Source organism: Burkholderia sp. AU45251 (genome assembly GCF_030482905.1).
Taxonomy (GTDB): domain Bacteria; phylum Pseudomonadota; class Gammaproteobacteria; order Burkholderiales; family Burkholderiaceae; genus Burkholderia; species Burkholderia aenigmatica.
In genome coordinates this window covers 56,604-76,435 of record NZ_JAUJQH010000007.1, presented here as the reverse complement: position 1 = coordinate 76,435, position 19,832 = coordinate 56,604, and the positions used below count along the sequence as shown (strand labels likewise).

18 protein-coding genes and 1 pseudogene are annotated in these 19,832 nt (G+C 65.9%); 8 read left to right on the top strand and 11 right to left on the bottom strand.

Annotated elements, in window-relative coordinates:
* Nucleotides 1-58 precede the first annotated feature (58 nt).
* Nucleotides 59-802: a response regulator gene (locus tag QZM67_RS16685; protein WP_301804927.1), complete on the top strand. Its 744-nt coding sequence runs from the start codon at nt 59-61 to the stop codon at nt 800-802.
* Nucleotides 799-1,884: an ATP-binding protein gene (locus QZM67_RS16680; RefSeq protein ID WP_301804925.1), complete on the top strand. Its 1,086-nt coding sequence runs from the start codon at nt 799-801 to the stop codon at nt 1,882-1,884. Before QZM67_RS16685 ends, QZM67_RS16680 begins: the two co-directional genes overlap by 4 nt.
* Before the next feature lie 22 nt (nt 1,885-1,906).
* Here the strand turns inward: QZM67_RS16680 and QZM67_RS16675 are convergent, their stop codons facing one another.
* Nucleotides 1,907-2,593, bottom strand: a complete 687-nt coding sequence (locus QZM67_RS16675; RefSeq protein WP_301804923.1) for a hypothetical protein — start codon at nt 2,591-2,593, stop codon at nt 1,907-1,909.
* 209 nt (nt 2,594-2,802) lie between these two features.
* Between QZM67_RS16675 and QZM67_RS16670 the strand changes: the two genes are divergently transcribed.
* Entirely contained in the window at nt 2,803-3,828 is a 1,026-nt protein-coding gene (locus tag QZM67_RS16670) for a MerR family transcriptional regulator (RefSeq protein ID WP_301804922.1), read from the top strand.
* A gap of 636 nt (nt 3,829-4,464) precedes the next feature.
* Here the strand turns inward: QZM67_RS16670 and QZM67_RS16665 are convergent.
* The 4 genes from QZM67_RS16665 to QZM67_RS16650 form a co-directional block, all read right to left on the bottom strand.
* Complete coding sequence (locus QZM67_RS16665; protein ID WP_301804921.1) at nt 4,465-4,629, bottom strand: hypothetical protein; 165 nt, start codon at nt 4,627-4,629, stop codon at nt 4,465-4,467.
* 20 nt (nt 4,630-4,649) lie between these two features.
* Nucleotides 4,650-5,681 (bottom strand): HAF repeat-containing protein, encoded by a 1,032-nt coding sequence (locus tag QZM67_RS16660; RefSeq protein WP_235995997.1) that lies wholly within the window; start codon nt 5,679-5,681, stop codon nt 4,650-4,652.
* 201 nt (nt 5,682-5,882) lie between these two features.
* Nucleotides 5,883-6,131: a hypothetical protein gene (locus QZM67_RS16655; protein WP_175022642.1), complete on the bottom strand. Its 249-nt coding sequence runs from the start codon at nt 6,129-6,131 to the stop codon at nt 5,883-5,885.
* Between the two features lie 659 nt (nt 6,132-6,790).
* Nucleotides 6,791-8,203, bottom strand: coding sequence for a PLP-dependent aminotransferase family protein (locus QZM67_RS16650; RefSeq protein ID WP_301804920.1), 1,413 nt, complete (start codon nt 8,201-8,203; stop codon nt 6,791-6,793).
* Nucleotides 8,204-8,287: 84 nt separating this feature from the next.
* Here QZM67_RS16650 and QZM67_RS16645 point away from each other — a divergent pair, with 84 nt between their 5' ends.
* Together QZM67_RS16645 and QZM67_RS16640 are read left to right on the top strand one after the other, a co-directional pair.
* Nucleotides 8,288-8,737 (top strand): GNAT family N-acetyltransferase, encoded by a 450-nt coding sequence (locus tag QZM67_RS16645; RefSeq protein WP_175022640.1) that lies wholly within the window; start codon nt 8,288-8,290, stop codon nt 8,735-8,737.
* Nucleotides 8,737-9,351: an FMN-dependent NADH-azoreductase gene (locus QZM67_RS16640; RefSeq protein WP_301804919.1), complete on the top strand. Its 615-nt coding sequence runs from the start codon at nt 8,737-8,739 to the stop codon at nt 9,349-9,351. The genes QZM67_RS16645 and QZM67_RS16640 overlap by 1 nt, the downstream gene beginning before the upstream one ends.
* A gap of 85 nt (nt 9,352-9,436) precedes the next feature.
* Here QZM67_RS16640 and QZM67_RS16635 read toward each other — a convergent pair whose 3' ends face one another.
* Nucleotides 9,437-10,252 (bottom strand): carboxylesterase, encoded by an 816-nt coding sequence (locus QZM67_RS16635; RefSeq protein ID WP_175022638.1) that lies wholly within the window; start codon nt 10,250-10,252, stop codon nt 9,437-9,439.
* Between the two features lie 13 nt (nt 10,253-10,265).
* Complete coding sequence (locus tag QZM67_RS16630) at nt 10,266-11,558, bottom strand: MASE1 domain-containing protein (protein ID WP_301804918.1); 1,293 nt, start codon at nt 11,556-11,558, stop codon at nt 10,266-10,268.
* Nucleotides 11,559-11,866: 308 nt separating this feature from the next.
* On the opposite strand from QZM67_RS16630, the pseudogene QZM67_RS16625 reads away from it, so the two are divergent.
* Nucleotides 11,867-12,379: pseudogene (locus QZM67_RS16625) on the top strand (hypothetical protein); the annotation flags it as partial.
* Between the two features lie 44 nt (nt 12,380-12,423).
* Here QZM67_RS16625 and QZM67_RS16620 read toward each other — a convergent pair.
* A complete protein-coding gene (locus QZM67_RS16620; RefSeq protein ID WP_175022636.1) occupies nt 12,424-12,924 on the bottom strand; it encodes a lipocalin-like domain-containing protein in 501 nt (166 codons plus the stop codon).
* A gap of 162 nt (nt 12,925-13,086) precedes the next feature.
* Here QZM67_RS16620 and QZM67_RS16615 point away from each other — a divergent pair, with 162 nt between their 5' ends.
* Nucleotides 13,087-13,992, top strand: coding sequence for a LysR substrate-binding domain-containing protein (locus QZM67_RS16615; RefSeq protein ID WP_301804915.1), 906 nt, complete (start codon nt 13,087-13,089; stop codon nt 13,990-13,992).
* Between the two features lie 129 nt (nt 13,993-14,121).
* Nucleotides 14,122-14,559, top strand: coding sequence for an N-acetyltransferase (locus QZM67_RS16610; RefSeq protein ID WP_301804913.1), 438 nt, complete (start codon nt 14,122-14,124; stop codon nt 14,557-14,559).
* Nucleotides 14,560-14,584: 25 nt separating this feature from the next.
* Here the strand turns inward: QZM67_RS16610 and QZM67_RS16605 are convergent, their stop codons facing one another.
* The 3 genes from QZM67_RS16605 to QZM67_RS16595 form a co-directional block, all read right to left on the bottom strand.
* Nucleotides 14,585-15,433 carry a peptidylprolyl isomerase gene (locus tag QZM67_RS16605; protein WP_301804911.1) on the bottom strand — a complete coding sequence of 283 codons (849 nt, stop codon included), beginning with the start codon at nt 15,431-15,433 and terminating at the stop codon, nt 14,585-14,587.
* Between the two features lie 355 nt (nt 15,434-15,788).
* On the bottom strand, nt 15,789-17,723 hold the full coding sequence (locus QZM67_RS16600; protein WP_301804910.1) for an SMP-30/gluconolactonase/LRE family protein: 1,935 nt from the start codon (nt 17,721-17,723) through the stop codon (nt 15,789-15,791).
* Nucleotides 17,724-18,255: 532 nt separating this feature from the next.
* Nucleotides 18,256-19,560, bottom strand: coding sequence for a dicarboxylate/amino acid:cation symporter (locus QZM67_RS16595; RefSeq protein WP_301804908.1), 1,305 nt, complete (start codon nt 19,558-19,560; stop codon nt 18,256-18,258).
* Nucleotides 19,561-19,832 lie beyond the last annotated feature (272 nt).

Here is a 19,832-nt window from a genome sequence, read left to right as displayed (position 1 = left end):
CGGCCTTTCCCATGCGGTAGTATGGCGATTCGATGGAAACCCCGACGGACTTACACGAATGGCCCAGCCTGATCTCCTGACCCCTTCCAGCGCCGGCCAGGACACCCAGGCGCTGGTCCTCATCGCCGAGGACGAACCCGAGATCGCCGAGATCCTGACCGCCTATCTCGCGCGCGGCGGCCTGCGCACCGTGCACGCCGGCGACGGTCGCCGCGCACTGGAACTGCACCTGCAACTCAAGCCCGACCTCGTGCTGCTCGACGTGCAGATGCCGCACGTCGACGGCTGGAAGGTGCTCGCCGAAATCCGTCATCGCGGCGACACGCCCGTCATCATGCTGACCGCGCTCGACCAGGACATCGACAAGCTCACCGGGCTGCGCATCGGCGCCGACGACTACGTGGTCAAGCCGTTCAACCCGGCCGAGGTCGTCGCGCGTGCGCAGGCGGTCCTGCGCCGCTCGATGGCTGGCTCGCGCCAGGAAGAACAGCGCGTGCTGCGGGTCGCGCCGTTCGAGATCGATCTCGAGCACCACGAAGCGACGGTCGAGGCCGGCGGCACACGCCACACGCTCGTGCTCACGCTCACCGAGTTCAAGCTGCTCGCGCAACTCGCGCGCGCGCCGCGCCGCGTGTTCAGCCGCGCCGAGCTGATGGCCACCTGCCTGCCGGAAGGCGATACGCTGGAACGCACGGTGGACAGCCACGTCAGCAAGCTGCGCAAGAAGCTGGACGACCTCGGCGTGCAGGGCGTGCCGGCGAGCGTGCGCGGCGTCGGCTACAAGCTGTGGAGCGGCGATTGAAGCTCGACGGCCTGAGCCGCCAGATCGCGCTGACGATGGCCGGAATGGCGTTCGGCGTGACGGTGCTGGTGGTGGTGACCGCGTACACCTTCTACTACATCGCGTTCAATTACTGGTCCACGTATTTCGACACGAAGAACCTGATGCCGACCGCGCCGGAGTGGGGGTGGCTGATCTCGACCACGCTGGCCGGCCTCGCGCTGTCGGTGGCGGTCGCGGTCAATCTCGCGCGCCGCATTCTCGTGCCGCTGAACTCGGTCACGGACAGCATTCGCCGCGTCGCGCGCGGCGATCTCGACGCACGCGCGGTGGCGGGCGACCGCTCGCTGCACGAAGCCGCGCTGCTCGCCGACAACTTCAACGCGCTCGCCGACGAGTTGCAGCGCGTGACCAACGAGCAGGCGATCTGGAACGCCGCGATCGCGCACGAACTGCGCACGCCCGTCACGGTGCTGCGCGGGCGCCTGCAGGGGCTCGCCGAAGGTGTGTTCAAACCCGACGAAGCGCAGTTCCGCAGCCTGCTCGCGCAGGTCGAAGGGCTGACGCGGCTGATCGAGGATCTGCGCGTGGTCAGCCTCGCGGATGGCGGCCACCTGAGCATCGAGATCCGCGACGCCGATCTGGCCGCCGAGGTGCTCGCCGTGGTCGACGTGTTTGCGCACGCGCTGCAGGCCGCCGGCCAGCATCCGGTGCTCGATCTCGACACGCGGCCCATGCGCTGCGACCCGGTGCGCATCCGTCAGGCGCTGCTGGCGCTGCTGGAAAACGCGCGCCGCCATGCTGTGCCTGGCGCGATCCGGATCCAGACGCGCATCGAAGCAGGAATGTGCCGGCTGCGCGTCGAGGACGACGGCCCCGGCATCGCGGCCGATTTCGCGCCGCACGTGTTCAAGGCCTTCCGGCGCGCCGACGACACGCAGCCGGGCGGCAGCGGCCTCGGGCTCGCCGTCGTCGCGGCGATCGCCCATGCGCATCATGGCGAAGCCGTCTGCGTGCCGACCGGCACCGGCGGCACGCTGTTCGAAGTGCAGTGGCCCGACAACCTCGCGCCAACGCCTGAAAACGAGCGCTTTCCGGCCTGAGACGCCGCCTGCCTTTACGCCGTCACGCGCGCGGTTCGCGCCCGACCTGTTCGAGCGGCGGGTTGAACCCGAGCACCGTGTACTCCAGCACCGACACCGTCCCTTTCCCGGCCGCGCCCTGCACGACGACCGCGCGCACGGCGCCGGCCCGGTCGAATTTCAGGCGGGTGCCGAGGGTCGCGTTGCGCAGCGCCTCCACTTCCTCGATCCGCGCGATCGCCAGCTTGCGCACCGCGCCGGACACGTATACCGGCAGGAACACCAGCGCGATGAAGATCGACACCGCATCCTTCGAGACGCTGTCGAGCACCGGCTGCCCCGACATCACGAGCGACAGCGACGTCGCGGCGACGAAGATCGCGAGCACGGTCGCGCCCACGCCGAGCGACGAGAACCGCTCGGCCGCCTTCTTCATGCGTGCCTTCACGAGCGCGCGCGTGATCGCGGACGGCACCAGCCACTCGCGCTGCGCGCCGTGGTACCCGGCGAAGCCGAGGAACAGCGTCGCGACGGCGCTGACGGCGATGCTGGTGTACAGCGCATCGAAGATCATGCAGACGAATTCGAGCACGAACACGATCACCGGCGGCCACAGCAGCAGGCGGAACGAATAGCCGTCGCGGCCATGTCCCTGGATCCACCCTCTCACGAGCGACAGCCGCCAGAAGCGGCTCTCGCGGTGGAGCGAAAGTTGTTCGTTGTCGGTCAATTCTTCACCTGTTGAATCCCCTGCCGTTGCCGCGACGGCCGTGAACCGGCGCAACCGCATTCTCCCAGATATGCGGCGCCGTTCATCGGCGGCTCGACGCGCGCGCTCCCGCATCGCGGCCGGCCAGAAACATGCAGGCCCCCGATTGACCCGGCCCCAGGGATCGCCTTTATGCTGGTCGTCACGAATCGACGACCCGAAGGTGCCCCATGAGCGATGTCACGCGCGGCCTGAGCGCATCGGAAGCCGCTACGCGGCTCGGCGTATCGGTCAAGGCGCTGCGGCTGTACGAGCGGCAAGGACTGGTCACGCCCCGGCGGACGGTGGCCGGATACCGGGCCTACGGCCCGGACGATCTGGCGCGTGCGGCCGAAATCGCGGCGCTGCGCGCGCTCGGTCTGAGTCTCGCCCAGGTCGCGAGCGTGCTGGACGGCGACGCCCGCAGCCTGAGCGACGCATTGGCGATCCATGAAGCGGCGCTCGAGCGCGGCATTCAGGATCTGGTCGGCAAGGTCGACAGGGTTCGCGCGATCCGCGCCGATCTCGCGCGCGGCCGGATGCCCGACGACGGCGAATTGACTCGCCTGCTCGATCCGGCGGCCACTGGCGTCGCATTCAGCCTCCCCTGGCCGTGGGGCGGCGAATGGTTCGAGTGGCGCGATATCCGTCCGTTGAACTACATCATCGGTTCGCTGGGCAGCGGCAAGACCCGTCTCGCGCATCGGCTGGCCGAGGCATTGCCCGGCGCCGCGTTCATCGGGCTGGACCGGCTGGACGACGGTGGCGCGGCGGCATTCGCCGCGTTGCAGGCCGATCCGGCGCTGAAGGCACGCGTCGAGCGCACGTCGGCATGGCTCGCGGACGAAGGCGCCACGCCGTCCGCGGCGCTGACCGTGCTGCTCGCCGGCCTCGAGGCGGACGGCGCCGGCGCTCGGGTCGTCGACATGATCGAACAGGAGCTCGACCAGCCGACGCAGGCGGCGCTGATAGCGTGCCTTCGCCGACGCGCCAGGGCCGACGGCATGCGGCCGCTGTTCATGCTGACCCGCTCGTCGGCGATGCTGGATCTGTCGGCTGTCGGGCCCGACGAAGCGATCATTCTGTGTCCCGCCAACCATAGCCCGCCTGCCCGCGTCGCACCGTACCCCGGCGCACCCGGCTACGAAGCGGTGGCCACCTGTCTTGCGTCGCCTGCCACCCGCGCCCGGATCGCGCGGCGACCGGAGGCCGGGTAACGGCGTCACCCCGGCTCGGCGTCACGCGCCGATGACAACCGGCGTGCGCGGCCCGGGTTGCCGGTGTCGTAGGACGCCAGAGTATCGGCAACGGTGTGCGCGGAAAATCAGCGACTTACTTCCAGTTGCGCCACCGGTGCCGGGGCGGAGCGTCAGAGTTCGTGCGATTGGTTTACCGCGGCGCCAAAGTAGTGGGTTTTCGTTGCGCCCGATTGGCTGCAGTCGACCCTTCTCGCTCATTCGACAACAGCTCGCCTCGCTGTCTCTTCCGGTGGCACAGCGGCCATTCGCTTGCTGGATTCGCCGGCGCGTGCTCGAGCCGTTGGCTCGCAGTGAATGGCAATCTCTTTTATCGGAACCGCTTAAATTGCGGATCACGAAAGCCGAAGACTGCCATTGCCTTTGGCACGAAAACCGGGGCCGCTCAGTTAGGTCATGACGGGTCAATCATGCTCCGGCTCCTTGGCCGCTTTGCCGTTCAATGATCTTGACTGGCACCCCGAAAATGCTAACGGCTCCATAGCACCGCGCGATTGACTCCGTCGCTGGGGGTGTCAGAATTTCCGTGTTCAAGGCGGGTTGAGATTCACACGGATGGTCGAACGAATCGATCCTCGTAGAGGATGGCGAACTGGTTCATCGCCGTCTTCCAGTCATGAGCAGCACGCCCAGGTCCGCCATCACCCCGTTGTCATACAGAAAAGCGTGTTTCCCGTTCTGGGCAATCGACGCACCCACGTTGTGGATGGCCGTCGTGAGGTGCTTACCGAGCTTGCTCAACACGATGGTGTTCACGCACATCCCGGCAAGCCTGTTTCCGTCTATGGCGTCCAGAGAACAGCGTGCATGGCTCCGCTCGCAGTATTCGCGACGCCAACCACTTGTCCATGATCGTTAATCCCCAAAGCTCGGCTGAAGGTACCACCCGGGAGCGTACCGAGATCGGACATCACCCCGCCTTGAAACAGAAAAGCATGCAAGGCTCCGCTTGCGGTGCTCGCCTCGCCGACCACCGCACCACGGTTGTTAATTCCGAAAGCTGCGCTATAAGTGCCACCGGGGAGCGTACCGAGATCGGACATTACCCCGTTGCGAAGCAGAAAGGCGTGCAGGGGCCCGTTCGCGGTGCTCGCCTCGCCGACCACCTCGCCGAGGTTGTTGATCCCGAAAGCCGCGCTATAAGCGCCACCGGGGAGCGTGCCGAGGTCTGACATCACCCCGCTTTCAAACAGAAAAGCATGTGCGGGCCCGGTTGTGAAAACCGCCCAACCCACGATTTGACCGCGGTTGTTGATCCCGGTCGCTACGCTAAAAGCGGCACCGGGGAGCCAGGTCACCCCCCCGTCTTCATACAGAAAAGCCGCTGAATGTGGACGACCGTGTCTGGGGCCAGAGTTGCCGACCACCTGGCCGCGATTGTTGATGCCGGTAGCGTCGACGCGGCTGTCAATAGCGATGTTCAGGCCGGTCATCACCCCTTTTTCAAACAGAAAAGCGTCCGTAGGCCCGACGCTCCTGATAGTCGAACTTCCGACCACTTGGCCTCGCTCGTTAATTGCGTAAGCTTGGCTGGATCCGCTACCGGAGAGCGTGCCGAGGTCGGTCATCACCCCACCTTCAAACAAGAAGGCATGCGTGTCCCCGCTCGCGATGTCCGCTTGGCCCACCACTTGGCCGCGATTGTTGATCCCGGCAGCCTGGCTAGAGTTGCCACCGAGCGTGCCCAGGTCCTGTATGGTGACACTTTGGGCGGAGGCAGGCTGGAAGGCCGCGACAGCCAAAAGGGCGAAAGCCATCAGGACGCGGTGAACGTAGTAGCGCCCACCGCTATTTACTTTGCGTGCGGATTCCATCTTGATCCCCTTCCTGGGACATGGCCCACCTCGCAATCTGTCGCAGCCAGGGCCAAAGCTGCCGCGAAGGCTACCGACAGACTGTTCGGATACGTCGTGCTCATGACGCGCGCACCGATCAAGTCCAATTGACTGGAGGTATGCGGGCTTTGTCTACAAACGCACTAACCCTCGCCCCTCCCCGGCGCCTGCGTATCCAAGCTATAGGCGTGCCCGACGTGTTTGTGCATTGATTTCATTGAAAAAAAGCCGGCGATTGGTTATGGCTTGGTTGGGAAAATCGAAATATGTTTCATGCACGACACGGCGCGGATCTCGCCAAACCGTGGAGCGTAGACGAAGAGCCTCTTTGCGCTCGTCGATATTGGCTTCCGGCGAAAACGCGATGTGTTTCAATGCTGGGACTCGGCCAAGCTCGGACACCGGCGGACAAATCGCGATCGTCTCCATGATTGGCGATCGTGGACGCGATCTCATGCGATGCCCAGGTTAGCCCGGGATCATGCATGCCAAGCGTGCGGAACGGGAAACGGCCTTGGCGAGGCGCTTACCATTCGGACATGTGCCAGCGCGTTCCACCGCAATAGATAAAAATCCAGCCAATGATTTGGAAGTCTGCAAAGAATGACTGATAGCGGCGCGCTAGCCAGTCGCCACAACCTGCGCCGGCGTCAGGATGGCGTGAAGGCAATGGTGAACAAGTGGCCCGACAAATTGAACCGGTGCCGGCTGTAACGTCGCCGGTACGGTTAAGGCAAACGAGCCGTCGAATTGCATTGCCCAACGAACGACCGCTATGGTTGGTCAAGCCGACGTTCCAATGTCCTCGTGGCCGCGTGGACGAACGGCCGTAGATGGCCGGCAGCCGCCGTCGGAGTTGCAAGCCAGGTCGGTTACGTCGACTCGGTCGAAAGTCGGAACAGCATGGTACCGGCCGTGCACCCTACGCGAACACGCGACCTACGACGTATGAATCCGGACGGCGACGTCACGAGGTGTAGTCGACAATGCGTAGGGCAGTCGCAGTAACTTGGTCACACAGTCACAAAACCGTGGCGCCAGTCGCACGTACTCCGGCGCCCTACCGGTGCGTTACCGCCACACGCAGTTCACGCGCGAACGAGCCGGTGCAGGCGTCGAACCTGGGTCAATGCCTGCTGCGCCGACGTCAGGTTCGTGAAGCCGAGCAACATGCCGGGCGGCATCCGGCCGCTCGGGCTCCAGTCGTTCAGCGGCTGGATGGAAAACCCCTGCAGGTCGGCCATGCGTGCGACGGCGCGATCGTCGATAGCCGTGCGCCAGTACGCCACGACATGCAGGCCGCCCGCGCGGGGTGGCACATGCAGCGTATCGCCGAAGACCTTGACCAGCGCATCGACCAGCCACGCGCGGCGGGTTGCGTAGAGCGCGCGCATTTTCTTCAGATGGCGCGCGAAGTGCCCTTGTTCCATGAAGTCGGCGACGACGGATTGCATCAGCATCTGGCCGCTGCCGCCGAGCCAGCCGGCGGTGTCGCGAAAGGCCTCGACCTGCGCGTCGGGCACGACGAGATAGCCCAGCCGCAAGCCCGGATACAGCACCTTGCTGAACGATCCGGTGTAAAGCACGCGGTCGTGGCGATCCAGGCTTTTGAGCGCGGGCAGCGGGCGGCCGTGGTAACGGAACTCGCTGTCGTAGTCGTCCTCGACGATCCAGGCCCGCTGCTGACGGGCCCAGTCGAGCAATGCCAGGCGTCTCGGCAGCGACAGCGCGGTGCCGAGCGGGCTTTGATGGGTCGGCGTGACCACGGCAAAACGTGCTTCGGGCGCACGGTGTTGCCCCGCTTCCACGCACAAGCCGTCGTCGTCGACCGGCACCGGCACGAGCCGCATGCCCGCGTGCTCGAGCAGGCGCCGGGCGTGGATATAGCCGGGATCCTCGAACCACCCGGTGTCGCCAGGACGCAGCAGGGTCCGGCAGATCAGATCCAGCGCACCGCGATACCCCGCGGTGATGAAGATCTGCCCGGCCGAGCAGTCGATGCCGCGCGACACGCCGAGATAGGCGGACAGCGCGCGCCTCAGCGCGTCGAGCCCCTGCGGCGGCGCGTAGTCGAGCGACGGGGTCGCCATCGTCCGCACATGACGCCCCGTCAACCGTATCCACGGCATGCGCGGAAACGCATCGAGCGCGGGAATGCCCATCTGGAACGGCTTCGGCTCGCGCGCCGCCGGATCGCCGCGCGGCGGTTCGTCCGGCCTGGCTGCGAGGGCGCGCGGCTGCCGGCCATCCGGCAACTGGGGCGACACGACGGTGCCGGCCGGCCCGCGTGCGACCAGGTACCCTTCGCCGATGAGGATCTGATAGGCCGCTTCGACGGTGCCGCGTGCCAGATTGAGTTCGCTGGCCAGACTCCGTACCGACGGCACGCGCTTGCCCGGCGCAAGCTTGCCCGTCTCGATCGCATCGCGGAAGCGCCGGTACAACTGCCGATAGACCGGCATGTCGAGATGACGGTCCGGCATCAGATCGTCGAAGTTCATGTCCCAGTCAAATAGTCATTTTTTGACCCTTCAGGATACGTCATCCGGTTCGTAAAGTAACGACGTTACCTTGGAGCAATCGTGATGCCAGAGATCCATTTGAAACGCGCCGTGACGGACGAGGATTACCGGTCGGCGTTCGACGTGATGCGCGAGCTGCGCCCGCACCTGACCGATGTCGATGCGTTCGTGCGGCAGATGCACCGCCAGGCCGAACAAGGTTATGTGCTGCTGACCGCACGAGATACCAGCCCCGACGATGCGGTCGTCGCGCTGGCGGGATACCGTCACCTTGAAAACACGGTGTACGGCCGCTTCGTCTATGTGGACGATCTGGTCGCGACCGAGCACGCGCGCGGTCAACGGCTGGGCGAGCGGCTGCTCGATGCGGTGCGCGACGACGCGCGACAACACGGCTGCATGTACCTGATACTCGATACCGGCTTGTCCAACGCGCTCGCGCAGCGCTTCTATTTCCGCCAGGGGATGCTGTCCCGCGGCATGCATTTCAGCCAGTCTCTGCAGGCGCCCTGATGAACAACCTTCTTTTTGTCGATGCCAGTCCGCATGGCAGTCATTCGCTGGGCGCGCGCATCGCGCGCGACGCCATCGCGCAATGGCAGGCGGCCCGCCCCGACGCACGGATCGTGTCGCGCAGCCTCGGCGAACCCGGGTTGCCTGCGATCTCGGCCGCCTATGCGCATGCGTTGGTCGCGCGGCAGCCGAATTCCGATCCCGCGCTCGCGTGCTCCGAACAACTGATCGCGGAAGTGGAGCGCAGCGACGGCCTGTTGATCAGCACGCCGATGCACAATTTCACGGTACCTGCGGTGCTGAAGCAGTGGATCGATTACGTGCTGCGTATCGGCCGCACGTTCACGTCCACGCCGGAAGGCAAGTTCGGCCTGCTCGCCGATCGTCCCGTGCTCGTGCTGGTGCGCTCCGGCGGCATCTGCACGGGGGCAGCGGCACGGCAGCCCGATTTCCTGACCCCGTACCTGAAGCAGGTGCTGGCCGTCATCGGCATCTCGACGGTGGATTTCATCTACCTTGAAGGCCATGCGCCAGACGACGCGGCCATCGATGCGGTACGCAGCCAGCTGGCCGCCTCGACCCTGCTGGCTCGCCGCGCGACGGAAGCGGTCTGAATGCGCGACGCCCCGGCGCGCATGCGTCAACCGATGCGCGCCGGGAGCGGCCGATATCGGGCATCCCGCGCCGGGCGCTTCGCCGTCACGTCTCCAGCCGCCCCATCCTGCGCGCCATCGCCGGGCTGACCGCATGCACCGGATCGAACCCGAAGAATTCGAGCACGTGGCGCGCGACGTCGTCGCGGTCGTTGTCCGCGCAGATCATGTGGTAGCTGTTCTCCAGCACGATCCCGCGCGCATCGGGCATCTTTTCCAGCAGGAAATCGGCCGAGCGCAGGCTGGTCAGTTCGTCCTCGCGCGCATGCAGCACGAGCGTCGGGCACGGCGTGCCGGCCGCGGCGTCGAGTGCCCAGTCGCGCATCCGGTCGACCTGGCGCACGCATGCGAGCGGCACCCACGCATAGTGGAAACTGTCCTGCCGCTCGAACTTCTTCTTCACGATCGCGCGGATCGTCGCGTTCTTGATGCCGAACGGATCGCCTTCCTCGACGCGCATCCGCTCCGCGACACCGGGCACGCGGTACAGCACATGCCGCAACGCCCGGTACCACGGCGTCGACCAGCCGTCGATGAACACCGGCGTGGCCAGCAGCGCGAGCCGGCCGCGCGCATGCTGCACGCGATGGCACAGCAGCAGCGCAACCAGCGCGCCCATGCACATGCCCGCGACATGCAGCGTGTCGTACTCGTTTTCCAGCGCGCGATACTGCCCGGTCACCGCGTCGAGCCAGGCTTCCGCGCGCACGCCGACCAGATCCTCGGGGCGCGTGCCGTGCCCCGGCAGCGTGATCATGTGCGTATCGCCGCCCGCGCGCCGCATCGCCTTGTGCAGCGAACCGAGATCGTATTGCGTGCCGCCGAGCCCGTGGATCAGCAGGACGCCCGTGCGGCCCGTCATGACGCGTCTCCGCTCATTCGTCCGCCGGCCACACGCGCTCGATCTGCCAGACGCCCGCCACCACCGTCACGTCGACATTCGAATCGAGCAGCGGCGCGCCGTGATCGGTGATCGTCCGCGTGCCGCCGTCGCGCTGCACGATACGCAGCGACAGCGACGCGCGATCCTCGCCGGCGATCTCCGCATTCCAGTAGTCGCGCAGCGCATCGCGATCGCCCGGCTGCACGCGTTCGAGCACGCCCGGCACGCTCGCGATCTGTGCCGCATCGACGCCGACGCCGAACACGCGCTCGACGTCGCCGCTCCACTCGATCCGCCCCGATTCCGGATCGAGCACGTAGGCGATCTGGCCGGCGCTCGCGAGCGCGAGCTCCATGTTGTTCTGCAGGACCGCCGCATGTTCGTGCACGCGTTCGCGCGTCGTCTTCAGCGTGCTCACCGTCAGCACCAGCAGCGACGCGACCGCCAGATAGAGCTGCGCCTCGAGCAGCGCACTGCCGTAATGCTCGTGAAACGACGCGAACGGGCCGTCGCCCTGCGCGGTCTGCTCGATCACGATCAGCGCGAGCACCAGCACCGACGACGAGCCCGCGCGGCCGCCGAGCAGCAGCGTCACCGCGACCGTGAGGAACAGCGGGATATACGTCAGCGCGAAGCCGGCGCCCGTGCCGAATTTCTGCGACGTGTCGCCGTCGAAGATCACGAGCGCGACGATCGCGAGCAGCACGAACGAAACCAGGCCGAGCACGAGATCGAAGCGCTCGTGGTCGCCCGAGCGGTGCGCGCGAAAGCGCGACCATGACGCGAGCACCGGCGTGACCAGCAGCACGCCGACGAAATCGGACGCGGCCCACACCGACCACACGTCGAAGAACGGCGCGCCCTTGACCATCGTGTACCACGCCGCGCCGCCGATCGCACCGATCACGCCCGCGATCAAGCCGGCGAGGATCACCGAGCGCAGGAAATACAGCCCTTCGAGCGAAAAGCGCACGCGCTGGACGAGCCACACCGCAAGCGCGGCCGCGCCGACCTCGTCGGCCGTGAACAGCACCGCGTTGACCAGGCTGCCGTGTTCGATCCCGGTCAGCGCGAGCTGCCCGACCAGGAACGCGCCGGCCAGCGTCAGCCATCCGCGCATCGGCCGCAGCATGAACGCGCCGACCGTCACGCCGGCCGGCAGCCAGATGTAGCCCGTCAGCCGGACGGGGCCGTTGAACTGGTGCGAGATGTAGCCGGTCGCGAGATACAGCGCCGCCCAGAGCAGCGCGGCGACGAGGCCCGGCCGCGATCGTTTGGTGTCCATCGAGAATCCCTGTGTGCTGCGCCTGCGATCGGCAGGTGCGCGATGTGCGAATGATATGCGGACGGGGCGGGCCGGGGAATACCGGGGCCGGAAGCGCATTGCGGGTGCCGGCGCGCCCGCAAGCTGGCGGTTGTGACCGGGCAAGTATCGGAAAAGTTCGGCGTGTGCCGGGTACGGCCGGGACGCGTCCGGGCGTCGTCTTGGCCGGACGGCCAAAATCGCCCGCGGCCGGTGGTTAGCACCCAACATGAAAGGCATCCGAAAGCATGCGCTTCGGGTATCGTCCACGTCATCAGCCAACTTTCCACATGACCGCTCGCGATGAAAACCGTACCGGCCCGGCCGATCCCGGCCCCCTCGACGCCATGAGCCGATTCCGCGTCACGTACGACGGGCCCGCACTCGAATCGTCCGAGATGGACGTGCGCGAACTCGCGCCCGCGCTGCTTGCCATCGGGGATCTGCTCGACGCGTCGACCCGCGCGCTGTGCGGCAATCAGGTTCGGCCGCAAGTGAATGTGCGCGGCAGCTTCAAGACCGGCAGCGTCGGCATCGACTTCACGCTCGCGACCTCGCTGCTCGGCCGCATGCGCGACATGCTGAGCGGCAACGAAGGCACGGCGCCCGCCAATGCGGTCACGATCCTGACCGCGCTCGGCATCGCCGCGCCCAGGGCGAGAAAGGGGCTCTTCGCCGCCCTAAAATGGCTGCGCGGGCGCGAGATCCGGCAGGTGCAGATGCAGGAACACACCGCCATCCTGCACGTCGACGGCGACGCACTCGAAATCGACCTGTCCGTCCTCACCCTGCTGCGCGACGTCGGCGATCGCACCCGTATGCCACTCGCGTCGAACGCCCTCCCGATTCAATCCGCCCGTCGCCACACCGAGATCGGGATGTCGCCGTTGGCACGCGGCGGCACGCGGTAGCTCAACTCACCATCCTTCAATTGATAGCTTCGCGTCTGCGTTTGCCCGATCCAGTTCGGGTACGACGCGTTGCTGATGTGAAATGCCAGCGTGTGGTTCGCCGGATCGACGGTCAGCTTGCCGTAGTGGGTACTCGAGCCGAGCACGGCGTCACGGAATTCGTCCGGCGTGCCGGTCGCCTTGTCGTTCGACGCGAAGCGCGGGCGCTCCGACCTGAAGATCTGCAGCGAATAGTTCCCGTGCATGTCGATCAGCAGCAGCCCCTTCGGATCGGCACCATAGTCGCGGCCGACCGTGCCGTCGGGATGTTGTACGTCCGCCGCGACCAGCGTCCACGTCCCCGCGAGCGACGGCGCGGCCGATGCGTCGCCGGGAATCATCGATGCGGCCAGCAGCATGCCGGGAAGGCCCTGGCGGAATATCGAGCGGATGTTCATTCACAGTCCTTGTCGGAAAGAAGGGAAGCCACCTCACAGGCATCCGCAGCCGCGTCTCGCGCGCATCCCCGTGAACCGGAACGACCGGTTCACTTGATGGTAGCGACGGAAATGTGCAATAAATACGATAACTCGAAATCGATCTATAAGAAAAACCGAATCATGACGCTTCCGAATCTCGACATGGATGCGCTCCGCACGCTGATCGCCGCGGATCGGCTCGGCAGCCTCAACCGCGCCGCCGACCGGATCGGCCGATCGCAATCGGCGGTCAGCCAGCAGATGCGCAAGCTCGAAACGCAGATCGGCCAGCCGCTGTTTCGCCGACAGGGGCGCGGCCTCGTGCCGACCGAAGCCGGCGAACTGATGCTGTCCTATGCGCGCCGCATTCTCGAACTCAACGACGAGGCGGTCGGTGCGATTCGCGGCGCGGCGATCGACGGGGCCGTGCGATTCGGGCTGCCTGGCGACTTCGCCGAATCGTGGCTGCCCGTCGCGCTCGGCCAGTTCAAACGCACGCACCCGGGCGTGCGCGTCGACATCGTCGTCGACGGCAACGGCGCGTTGCTCGACCGGCTCGATGGCGGCGAACTCGACATCGTGCTCGCGATGGGCCGCGGGCATCGCGTCGACGCGGAACACCTGGTCACGCTGCCGATGGCGTGGATCGGGCCGCATGGCATCGACGTGCGTCCGCGCGCCGGCGCGCCGCTGGATCTCGCGTTGTACAAACCGCCGTGCCTGTTCCGCAAGGCCGGCACCGATGCGCTCGACACCGCCGGGATCCCGTGGCGGCTCGCTTACACGACCGGCAGCCTGCAAAGCCTGTGGGCCGGCGTCGCGGGCGGACTGGGCATTACGGCAAGAACGATGGTGGGGGTGCCGCCGACGCTGCGGCAGCTCGGCGAGCGCGACGGCCTGCCGCCGCTGCCGTCAGTCGACGTGTGCGTCCATGCGGGTGGAGGCGATGCGCGTTCCGCGCTCGCGAGCCTGAAACGCGTGGTGATCGACACGCTGATTGCCAATCTCGCGGATGCGCACAAGGCGTCCGGCCGGCACGCCGGATGATCGGCCGCGGATGCGCGCCAGATTTGGCGCTGTGCCCTTTGACCGGCTGCCCGCCATCGGGAATGATTCGCTGCGGGGGGCGACCTTCCCGTCGACGATCCCGAATTCCCGAACGAACGAGTCCGCCCGATGACACACGCAATCCGCCTGCGCCCGGCGTCTGCCGCCGACCTGCCGTTCCTGTTGAACCTGCGTCGCCTCACGATGACCGAGCACCTGCAACGCGTGGGCGCGCCGACCGATGACGAAGCGCACGACCGGCGCATTCGCGCGAATTTCGACGATGCGATGATCGTCTGCGAAGGCGACGAAGCCATCGGCTTGCTGAAGGTGACACGCGCCACCGATGAGTGGCACGTGCACCAGATCCAGATCCTCCCCGCGCACCAGGGCCGGGGTATCGGCGAAGCCGTACTAAGCGCATTACTGAACGACGCAGCACACGCGCACGTGCCCGTGTCGCTCAGCGTGCTGCACGGCAACCCGGCGCGGCGGCTCTACGAACGGCTCGGTTTCCACAGCGAATCGGAAACCGACACGAGCGCGAGCATGATCTGGCGCGCGTGACGTCCGGCGTGTCGACGCCGACGCATTACTGCGTGATCTTCGCGTCCTTCAGCAAGTTGCCGATCATCTGCGCACTCGCCTTCTCCACGGCGGCCGCCTGCAATTGCTGCTGAAGCCCCGGCTTCGCGGTCGCGAAGCCCGGCACCTGCGTCGGCCGCTTCGCATCCAGCTTCACGATCGCCCGCACGCCGTCGACCGGGATCGAATCGTTCGTCGCGGCGCCGACCTTCAATTTCTCGAGCGCCTGCGCGACCGGCAGCGGCAAGCCGGACGTCTTGCCTTCCGTCGCCGGCGTGTTGAAGCTCACCCACGGCAACTCGCCGCCGGTATCGCGGCTCGGCGCCATGCTGTACTGGCGCGCCAGCCCGTCGAACGACTTGCCCGCCTTCAGTTCGCTCAGCACCGTCGCGGCCGTCATCGGATCCTGGACGACGATCAGGCGCGGCTTGTATTCGTTCTTGCCGAGCGCGGCCACGAGTTCGTCGTAGCGCGCCTTGACCTGCTCGTCGGTCACCGGCGCGGGCTTCACGTTGTCGCGCAGGTAAAGCTGCACTTCGGCATTCACTTTCGCCTGCTGCACCGCCGCCTTGACCTCGGGCTTGTCGGCATAATTCGCCTTCTCGGCCGCCTGCTGAATCAGCACGCGCGTGATCAGCTGATTCTTGATCGCCTGACGGATCTGCGGCGAGTCGGGTTGCCCGGACGCGCGCAGCAACGTATCGACGTCCGCCTGCATGATCGGCGTGCCGTTGACCGTCGCAACGGTCGCCGTGGTCGCCGTGGTCGCTGCCGTCTCTGCGTGGACAGTACCGCTCAGCGCGCCAGCCAGCGCAGCGATCAGCAACAGGCGGTTCGGTGTGGTTTTCGTCTTCATCTTTTCGTCACTTCGGCTCAAAAAACGCGGCATGGGACGGCCGCGCACATGCTCCGGCGCGGCAAAGCGCCGGTGCAACCATCCAGTCGATTCGGTTCATCGTCATGGGCACGCGCAGTGCCTGCCGGTGCCGCTGTCATTGTGCCCGGAAGCGATTTTTCGCGTCTTGTGGTTGGGGACAGCCGCCCGGCGGGCGGTGAAGCGCGCATTGCGCACGCCGGTCATTACGAACGTGAGATGTGAAAATTCAGTGGAAGCGCCATGGAAATCGCGCGAAACCGCGATGAATCACATCATGGCTTCGCCAGCCCGGCCGCCGACCGAGGTCGAGGCGGCCGCGCATGCCTCATCAACGTCAGGGCGTCCACCGGTACACGGTGATGCTGTTGCCTTTCACGTTGTTCTTCATCACCACGTACTCGCCGTTCGATCGGCGGTATGCGCGGATGCTGTACATCGCATCGATCGCGCTGCTGGTATCGACGGTTGCCGGGCTCGCGTTGACCAGCGTGGTGTCGAGATTGCCGGTGGTGAGGTTGAACGCGTCGACGTTCGGCCACAGCGGCCCGCTGCTGCTGAACCAGTAGCCGACGAACAGATGGTTGCCCACCGCGTCGATCGATTTCGCGCCGCTGTGCGGCAGCGTGATCACCGGGTCCGGCTTCGTCGTGTTGCCCGCGCTCCAGCCGTGATACACCTCGATGCGCGTGCCGATCGACGTCCAGTCGTTGCTCCCGATGGCGCCCTGGGCGAGCACCATCGTGTCGCTGTCCGCGAGATACACGATGCGCGTGAGCGGCTGGATGCTGTCAGGCACGCGAGTCGCGACGCCCGGCCCCCACGACGGCTTGCCGCTCGCGTCGAAGCCGGTCAGCGGATAGTGGGTAATCGCGCCGGTCTTGTCGAGGCCGGCCCACACGCCGCCCTTGCTGTCGATGCTGAAGCCGCTCGTCACGCGCCGCGTCGTGTTGAACGCCGGGCCCGGAATCGAGCCGTCCGGGATCGCGATGTAGCCGTTCGCCGCGTTGAAGTGGAAGAAGTAGAAGACCGGCGGGTTCTGGCCGGCCGCGACGAGGATCCGGTTCGCGCCGACCGACGTGAGCAGCCCGAAATGCTCGTCGCGCTGCGTGTCGCTCATGTTGATGCGCGGATCGGACGGATACGTGAACGGATCGACCGTGTTCGCGACGAACGTGCCGCCCGCGCCGCCGCCGTACACGTGCGTGGCGCCGTAGAACAGCGCGCCGTCGGTGACCGGGTCCGGCGCGGCGATCCCTTCGAAGTTCAGCGACTGCAGCGTCCACCGCAGGCTGCCGGTGCTGCTGTACGCATGAATGTCGGTCGCGCCGTTGCGGCCGAGATCCCAGCTGCCGCCCCACGGATTGTTGAGCACATAGAGATTGCCGCCGGTGTCCTTGCCGATCCCGACGATGCGCGTGAAGCGCTGCGCACCGACCTGCCCCTTGATGCCCGTGGTCGTGTCGAGATAACCGCCGCGCACGCCGAACGTGCCGGCCAGCGCGGGCCGGCCCGCCACCGTATAGCGCTTGATGTTCTGGTCGGGGCCTTCGTCGCCCGCCAGCAGCTGCCCGGCCGCCGCATCGAAATACAGCGCCGACGGCTGCGACCCGGCCGGCATCCGGATCGTGTTCAGCAGCGCGCCGGTCGGGCTGAAGCCGACGATCGAGCCCGCGCTCTTCTGCGCGACCCACACGTTGCCCGCCGCGTCCACCGCGAGCGCGCCCGGCGCCGATACGCTGATGTCCCGCTGCCACACGCCGTCGGTGGTGAACACGCGCACGCGATTGCCGTAGAAGTCGCTCGCATAGAGCAGCGAGCCGGCCGTCGCGAGCCCGGTGACGACGTCGATGCGCGGCTGGTTGGTCGCCGCGCTGACCTGGATGACGCGGTCGCGATACTTCGTCGCGCGGTTGTAGCGCCCCACCGCGCCGCTGCCGTAGGTCTTGCCGGGCTGCAGCGCGACGAACAGCGAGGTCGCGTTGCCTGTGATCGCGCTGCCCTGGAACTCCGAGTGCGTGCCGATCGAGCCGGCGCCCTTGCCGTTCTGGTAGATCGCGACACCGCCTTCATCCTCGTCCCACATCGACGCCGTATAGATCACGCCTTCGGGCGCAACCCACATCGCGCGCGCGACGTTGCCGACGTGGGCCGCAAGCGTGCCGTACGTGTTCGCCAGCCAGTCGGTGGTGTTGCGTGCGTGAACGGAAGGGGTAATCGCGGCGATCGCTGCGGCGAAAAGCGCAGCCTGAAACCGTTGTCTGGCGACCATGACGGATGCTCTCCTGAATGGTGCGAACCTTCACCTGAAGGGCCGGCCGGATGGCTTGAAAACCGCGATGCGTAAATTCTTCCCCTGAATCATCCGGCGCAGTCGGTATTACGTGCAGCATGCGTTCGATAATGCGCAGCGCGAGAATAGCGTTATATAAATAGAAAAAAATTGCGAATCGCTCGCGACGTTGCGCTTTTCACCGGTTCGGCTTCGATTGCATTGCCGGTCGCGCCCATCCACGCTGATGGCGCGCGCGACGGCGCGACAGTGAATGGTCACTTACACGTCGAATCGGGGAGGAGAAAATCAGGCTCGTGCCTGCGGGAATATCGCCGCGCGTTCAACGACGACTGATTGAAACGGCGAATGCCGGTTTCAGGGAATCGGGCAAAACCACCGCATTCAAGGCGGAATCACGGCACCAAACAAAATCGCCGGCCTGAATCCGTATCGAATCCAGGCCGGCGATCATCCATGCTCAAAGGGCAGGCAACGCGCTACTAACGCTGCGCTGCCGCACTGCCGCGCATCATGCCGATGCCGAGGTTTCCGGCACTTTCACCTTCATGACGCGTCCGTTGCCCGGATCGTCATCGTCGCGCGGATCGTCGAGCTGCCCTTCCCACTTCGCGACCACGGCCGCCGCGATCGAGTTGCCGACCGCGTTGGTGGCCGAACGCCCCATGTCGAGGAACATGTCGACGCCCATGATCAGCAGCAACCCGGCTTCCGGCATGTTGAACTGGTTGAGCGTCGCCGCGATCACGACCAGCGACGCGCGCGGCACGCCCGCCATCCCCTTCGACGTGACCATCAGCATCAGCAGCATCGTGATCTGCGTGCCCAGCGGCAGATGGATGCCGTACACCTGCGAGATGAACAGCACCGCGAACGTGCAGTACATCATCGAGCCGTCGAGGTTGAACGAATAGCCGATCGGCAGCACGAAGCTCGAGATCTTGCGGTTCACGCCGAAGCGGTCCAGCGCGTCCAGCAGCTTCGGATAGGCGGCTTCGGAGCTCGCCGTCGCGAACGACAGCAGGAACGGCTCGCGGATCAGCCGGATCAGCGTGAATGCCCGCTTGCCGAGGAACACCACGCCGGCGAGCGTCAGCACGCCCCACAGCAGCGCCAGTGCCAGATAGAAGCTCGCCATGAACTTCGCGAACGTGAGCAGGATGCCGAGCCCCTGGGTCGTGATCGTCGACGCCAGCGCCGCGAACACCGCGACCGGCGCGAACCACATCACGGCGCCCGTCACCTTCAGCATCACCTGCGCGAGATCGTCGATTACACCGGTCAGGCGCTTGCCCGATTCGCCGAGCGCGGACAGCGCGGTACCGAAGAAGATCGAGAAGACGACGATCTGCAGGATTTCGTTGTTCGCCATCGCTTCCGCGATCGACTTCGGCACCAGGTGGACCACGAAGTCCTTCAGCGTGAAGGCGCCCGTCTTCAGGCCGAGGGACGCATCGGACGCCGGCAGCGGCAGGCTCAGATGGCTGCCCGGTTGCAGGATCGTTGCGGTCAGCAGGCCGAGCAGCAACGACGTGAACGATGCGATGAAGAACCAGCCGAACGCCTTGACGCCGACGCGGCCCACCGCGCTGCCGTCACCCATCTGCGCAATGCCGACGGTCAGTGTCGCGAATACCAGCGGCGCGATGATCATCTTGATCAGGCGCAGGAACACGTCGGACAGCAACGACACGTAGCCGGCGACCTCCTTCGCCATGTTCGGGTCGGGAAACGCGCTATGACAGGCGTAACCCACTGCGATACCAAGAATCATCGCGACAACGATGTACTTGGTGATGTTGTGCTTCTTCTTCATTAGTAATCCAAATCACAAAGCTTATGTTGCTAACGGCTGGCACATCTTTCGCGCCCGGCTACGAATCGAAACCCACGTCTCTCTGGGTGCGACAAGTCCGCCGTTGGCGGTCGCCATGGCGGACAAGGGGGGGCATTCTAACGCAAATGGCCCCCCGGCTTTCAAATCTGAAAGTCAGTCAGGTTGATCTGCGTCCGGATGTCGTCGAAAAGGCGGGTTTTGTCGCGATCCAGCCCGCTTCCTGCGCGACCTGGGGGTAATCGCGCCATATC

Bases quoted from the DNA above. Each gene is read 5' to 3' on its own strand.
- QZM67_RS16650 (WP_301804920.1), bottom strand. From the start codon at position 8,203: ATGAACTTCGACGATCTGATGCCGGACCGTCATCTCGACATGCCGGTC.
- QZM67_RS16610 (WP_301804913.1), top strand. From the start codon at position 14,122: ATGACACACGCAATCCGCCTGCGCCCGGCGTCTGCCGCCGACCTGCCG.
- QZM67_RS16595 (WP_301804908.1), bottom strand. From the start codon at position 19,560: ATGAAGAAGAAGCACAACATCACCAAGTACATCGTTGTCGCGATGATT.
- QZM67_RS16605 (WP_301804911.1), bottom strand. From the start codon at position 15,433: ATGAAGACGAAAACCACACCGAACCGCCTGTTGCTGATCGCTGCGCTG.
- QZM67_RS16615 (WP_301804915.1), top strand. From the start codon at position 13,087: ATGACGCTTCCGAATCTCGACATGGATGCGCTCCGCACGCTGATCGCC.
- QZM67_RS16630 (WP_301804918.1), bottom strand. From the start codon at position 11,558: ATGGACACCAAACGATCGCGGCCGGGCCTCGTCGCCGCGCTGCTCTGG.
- QZM67_RS16640 (WP_301804919.1), top strand. From the start codon at position 8,737: ATGAACAACCTTCTTTTTGTCGATGCCAGTCCGCATGGCAGTCATTCG.
- QZM67_RS16645 (WP_175022640.1), top strand. From the start codon at position 8,288: ATGCCAGAGATCCATTTGAAACGCGCCGTGACGGACGAGGATTACCGG.
- QZM67_RS16660 (WP_235995997.1), bottom strand. From the start codon at position 5,681: ATGGAATCCGCACGCAAAGTAAATAGCGGTGGGCGCTACTACGTTCAC.
- QZM67_RS16635 (WP_175022638.1), bottom strand. From the start codon at position 10,252: ATGACGGGCCGCACGGGCGTCCTGCTGATCCACGGGCTCGGCGGCACG.
- QZM67_RS16685 (WP_301804927.1), top strand. From the start codon at position 59: ATGGCCCAGCCTGATCTCCTGACCCCTTCCAGCGCCGGCCAGGACACC.
- QZM67_RS16600 (WP_301804910.1), bottom strand. From the start codon at position 17,723: ATGGTCGCCAGACAACGGTTTCAGGCTGCGCTTTTCGCCGCAGCGATC.
- QZM67_RS16655 (WP_175022642.1), bottom strand. From the start codon at position 6,131: ATGGAGACGATCGCGATTTGTCCGCCGGTGTCCGAGCTTGGCCGAGTC.
- QZM67_RS16620 (WP_175022636.1), bottom strand. From the start codon at position 12,924: ATGAACATCCGCTCGATATTCCGCCAGGGCCTTCCCGGCATGCTGCTG.
- QZM67_RS16665 (WP_301804921.1), bottom strand. From the start codon at position 4,629: ATGTGCGTGAACACCATCGTGTTGAGCAAGCTCGGTAAGCACCTCACG.
- QZM67_RS16670 (WP_301804922.1), top strand. From the start codon at position 2,803: ATGAGCGATGTCACGCGCGGCCTGAGCGCATCGGAAGCCGCTACGCGG.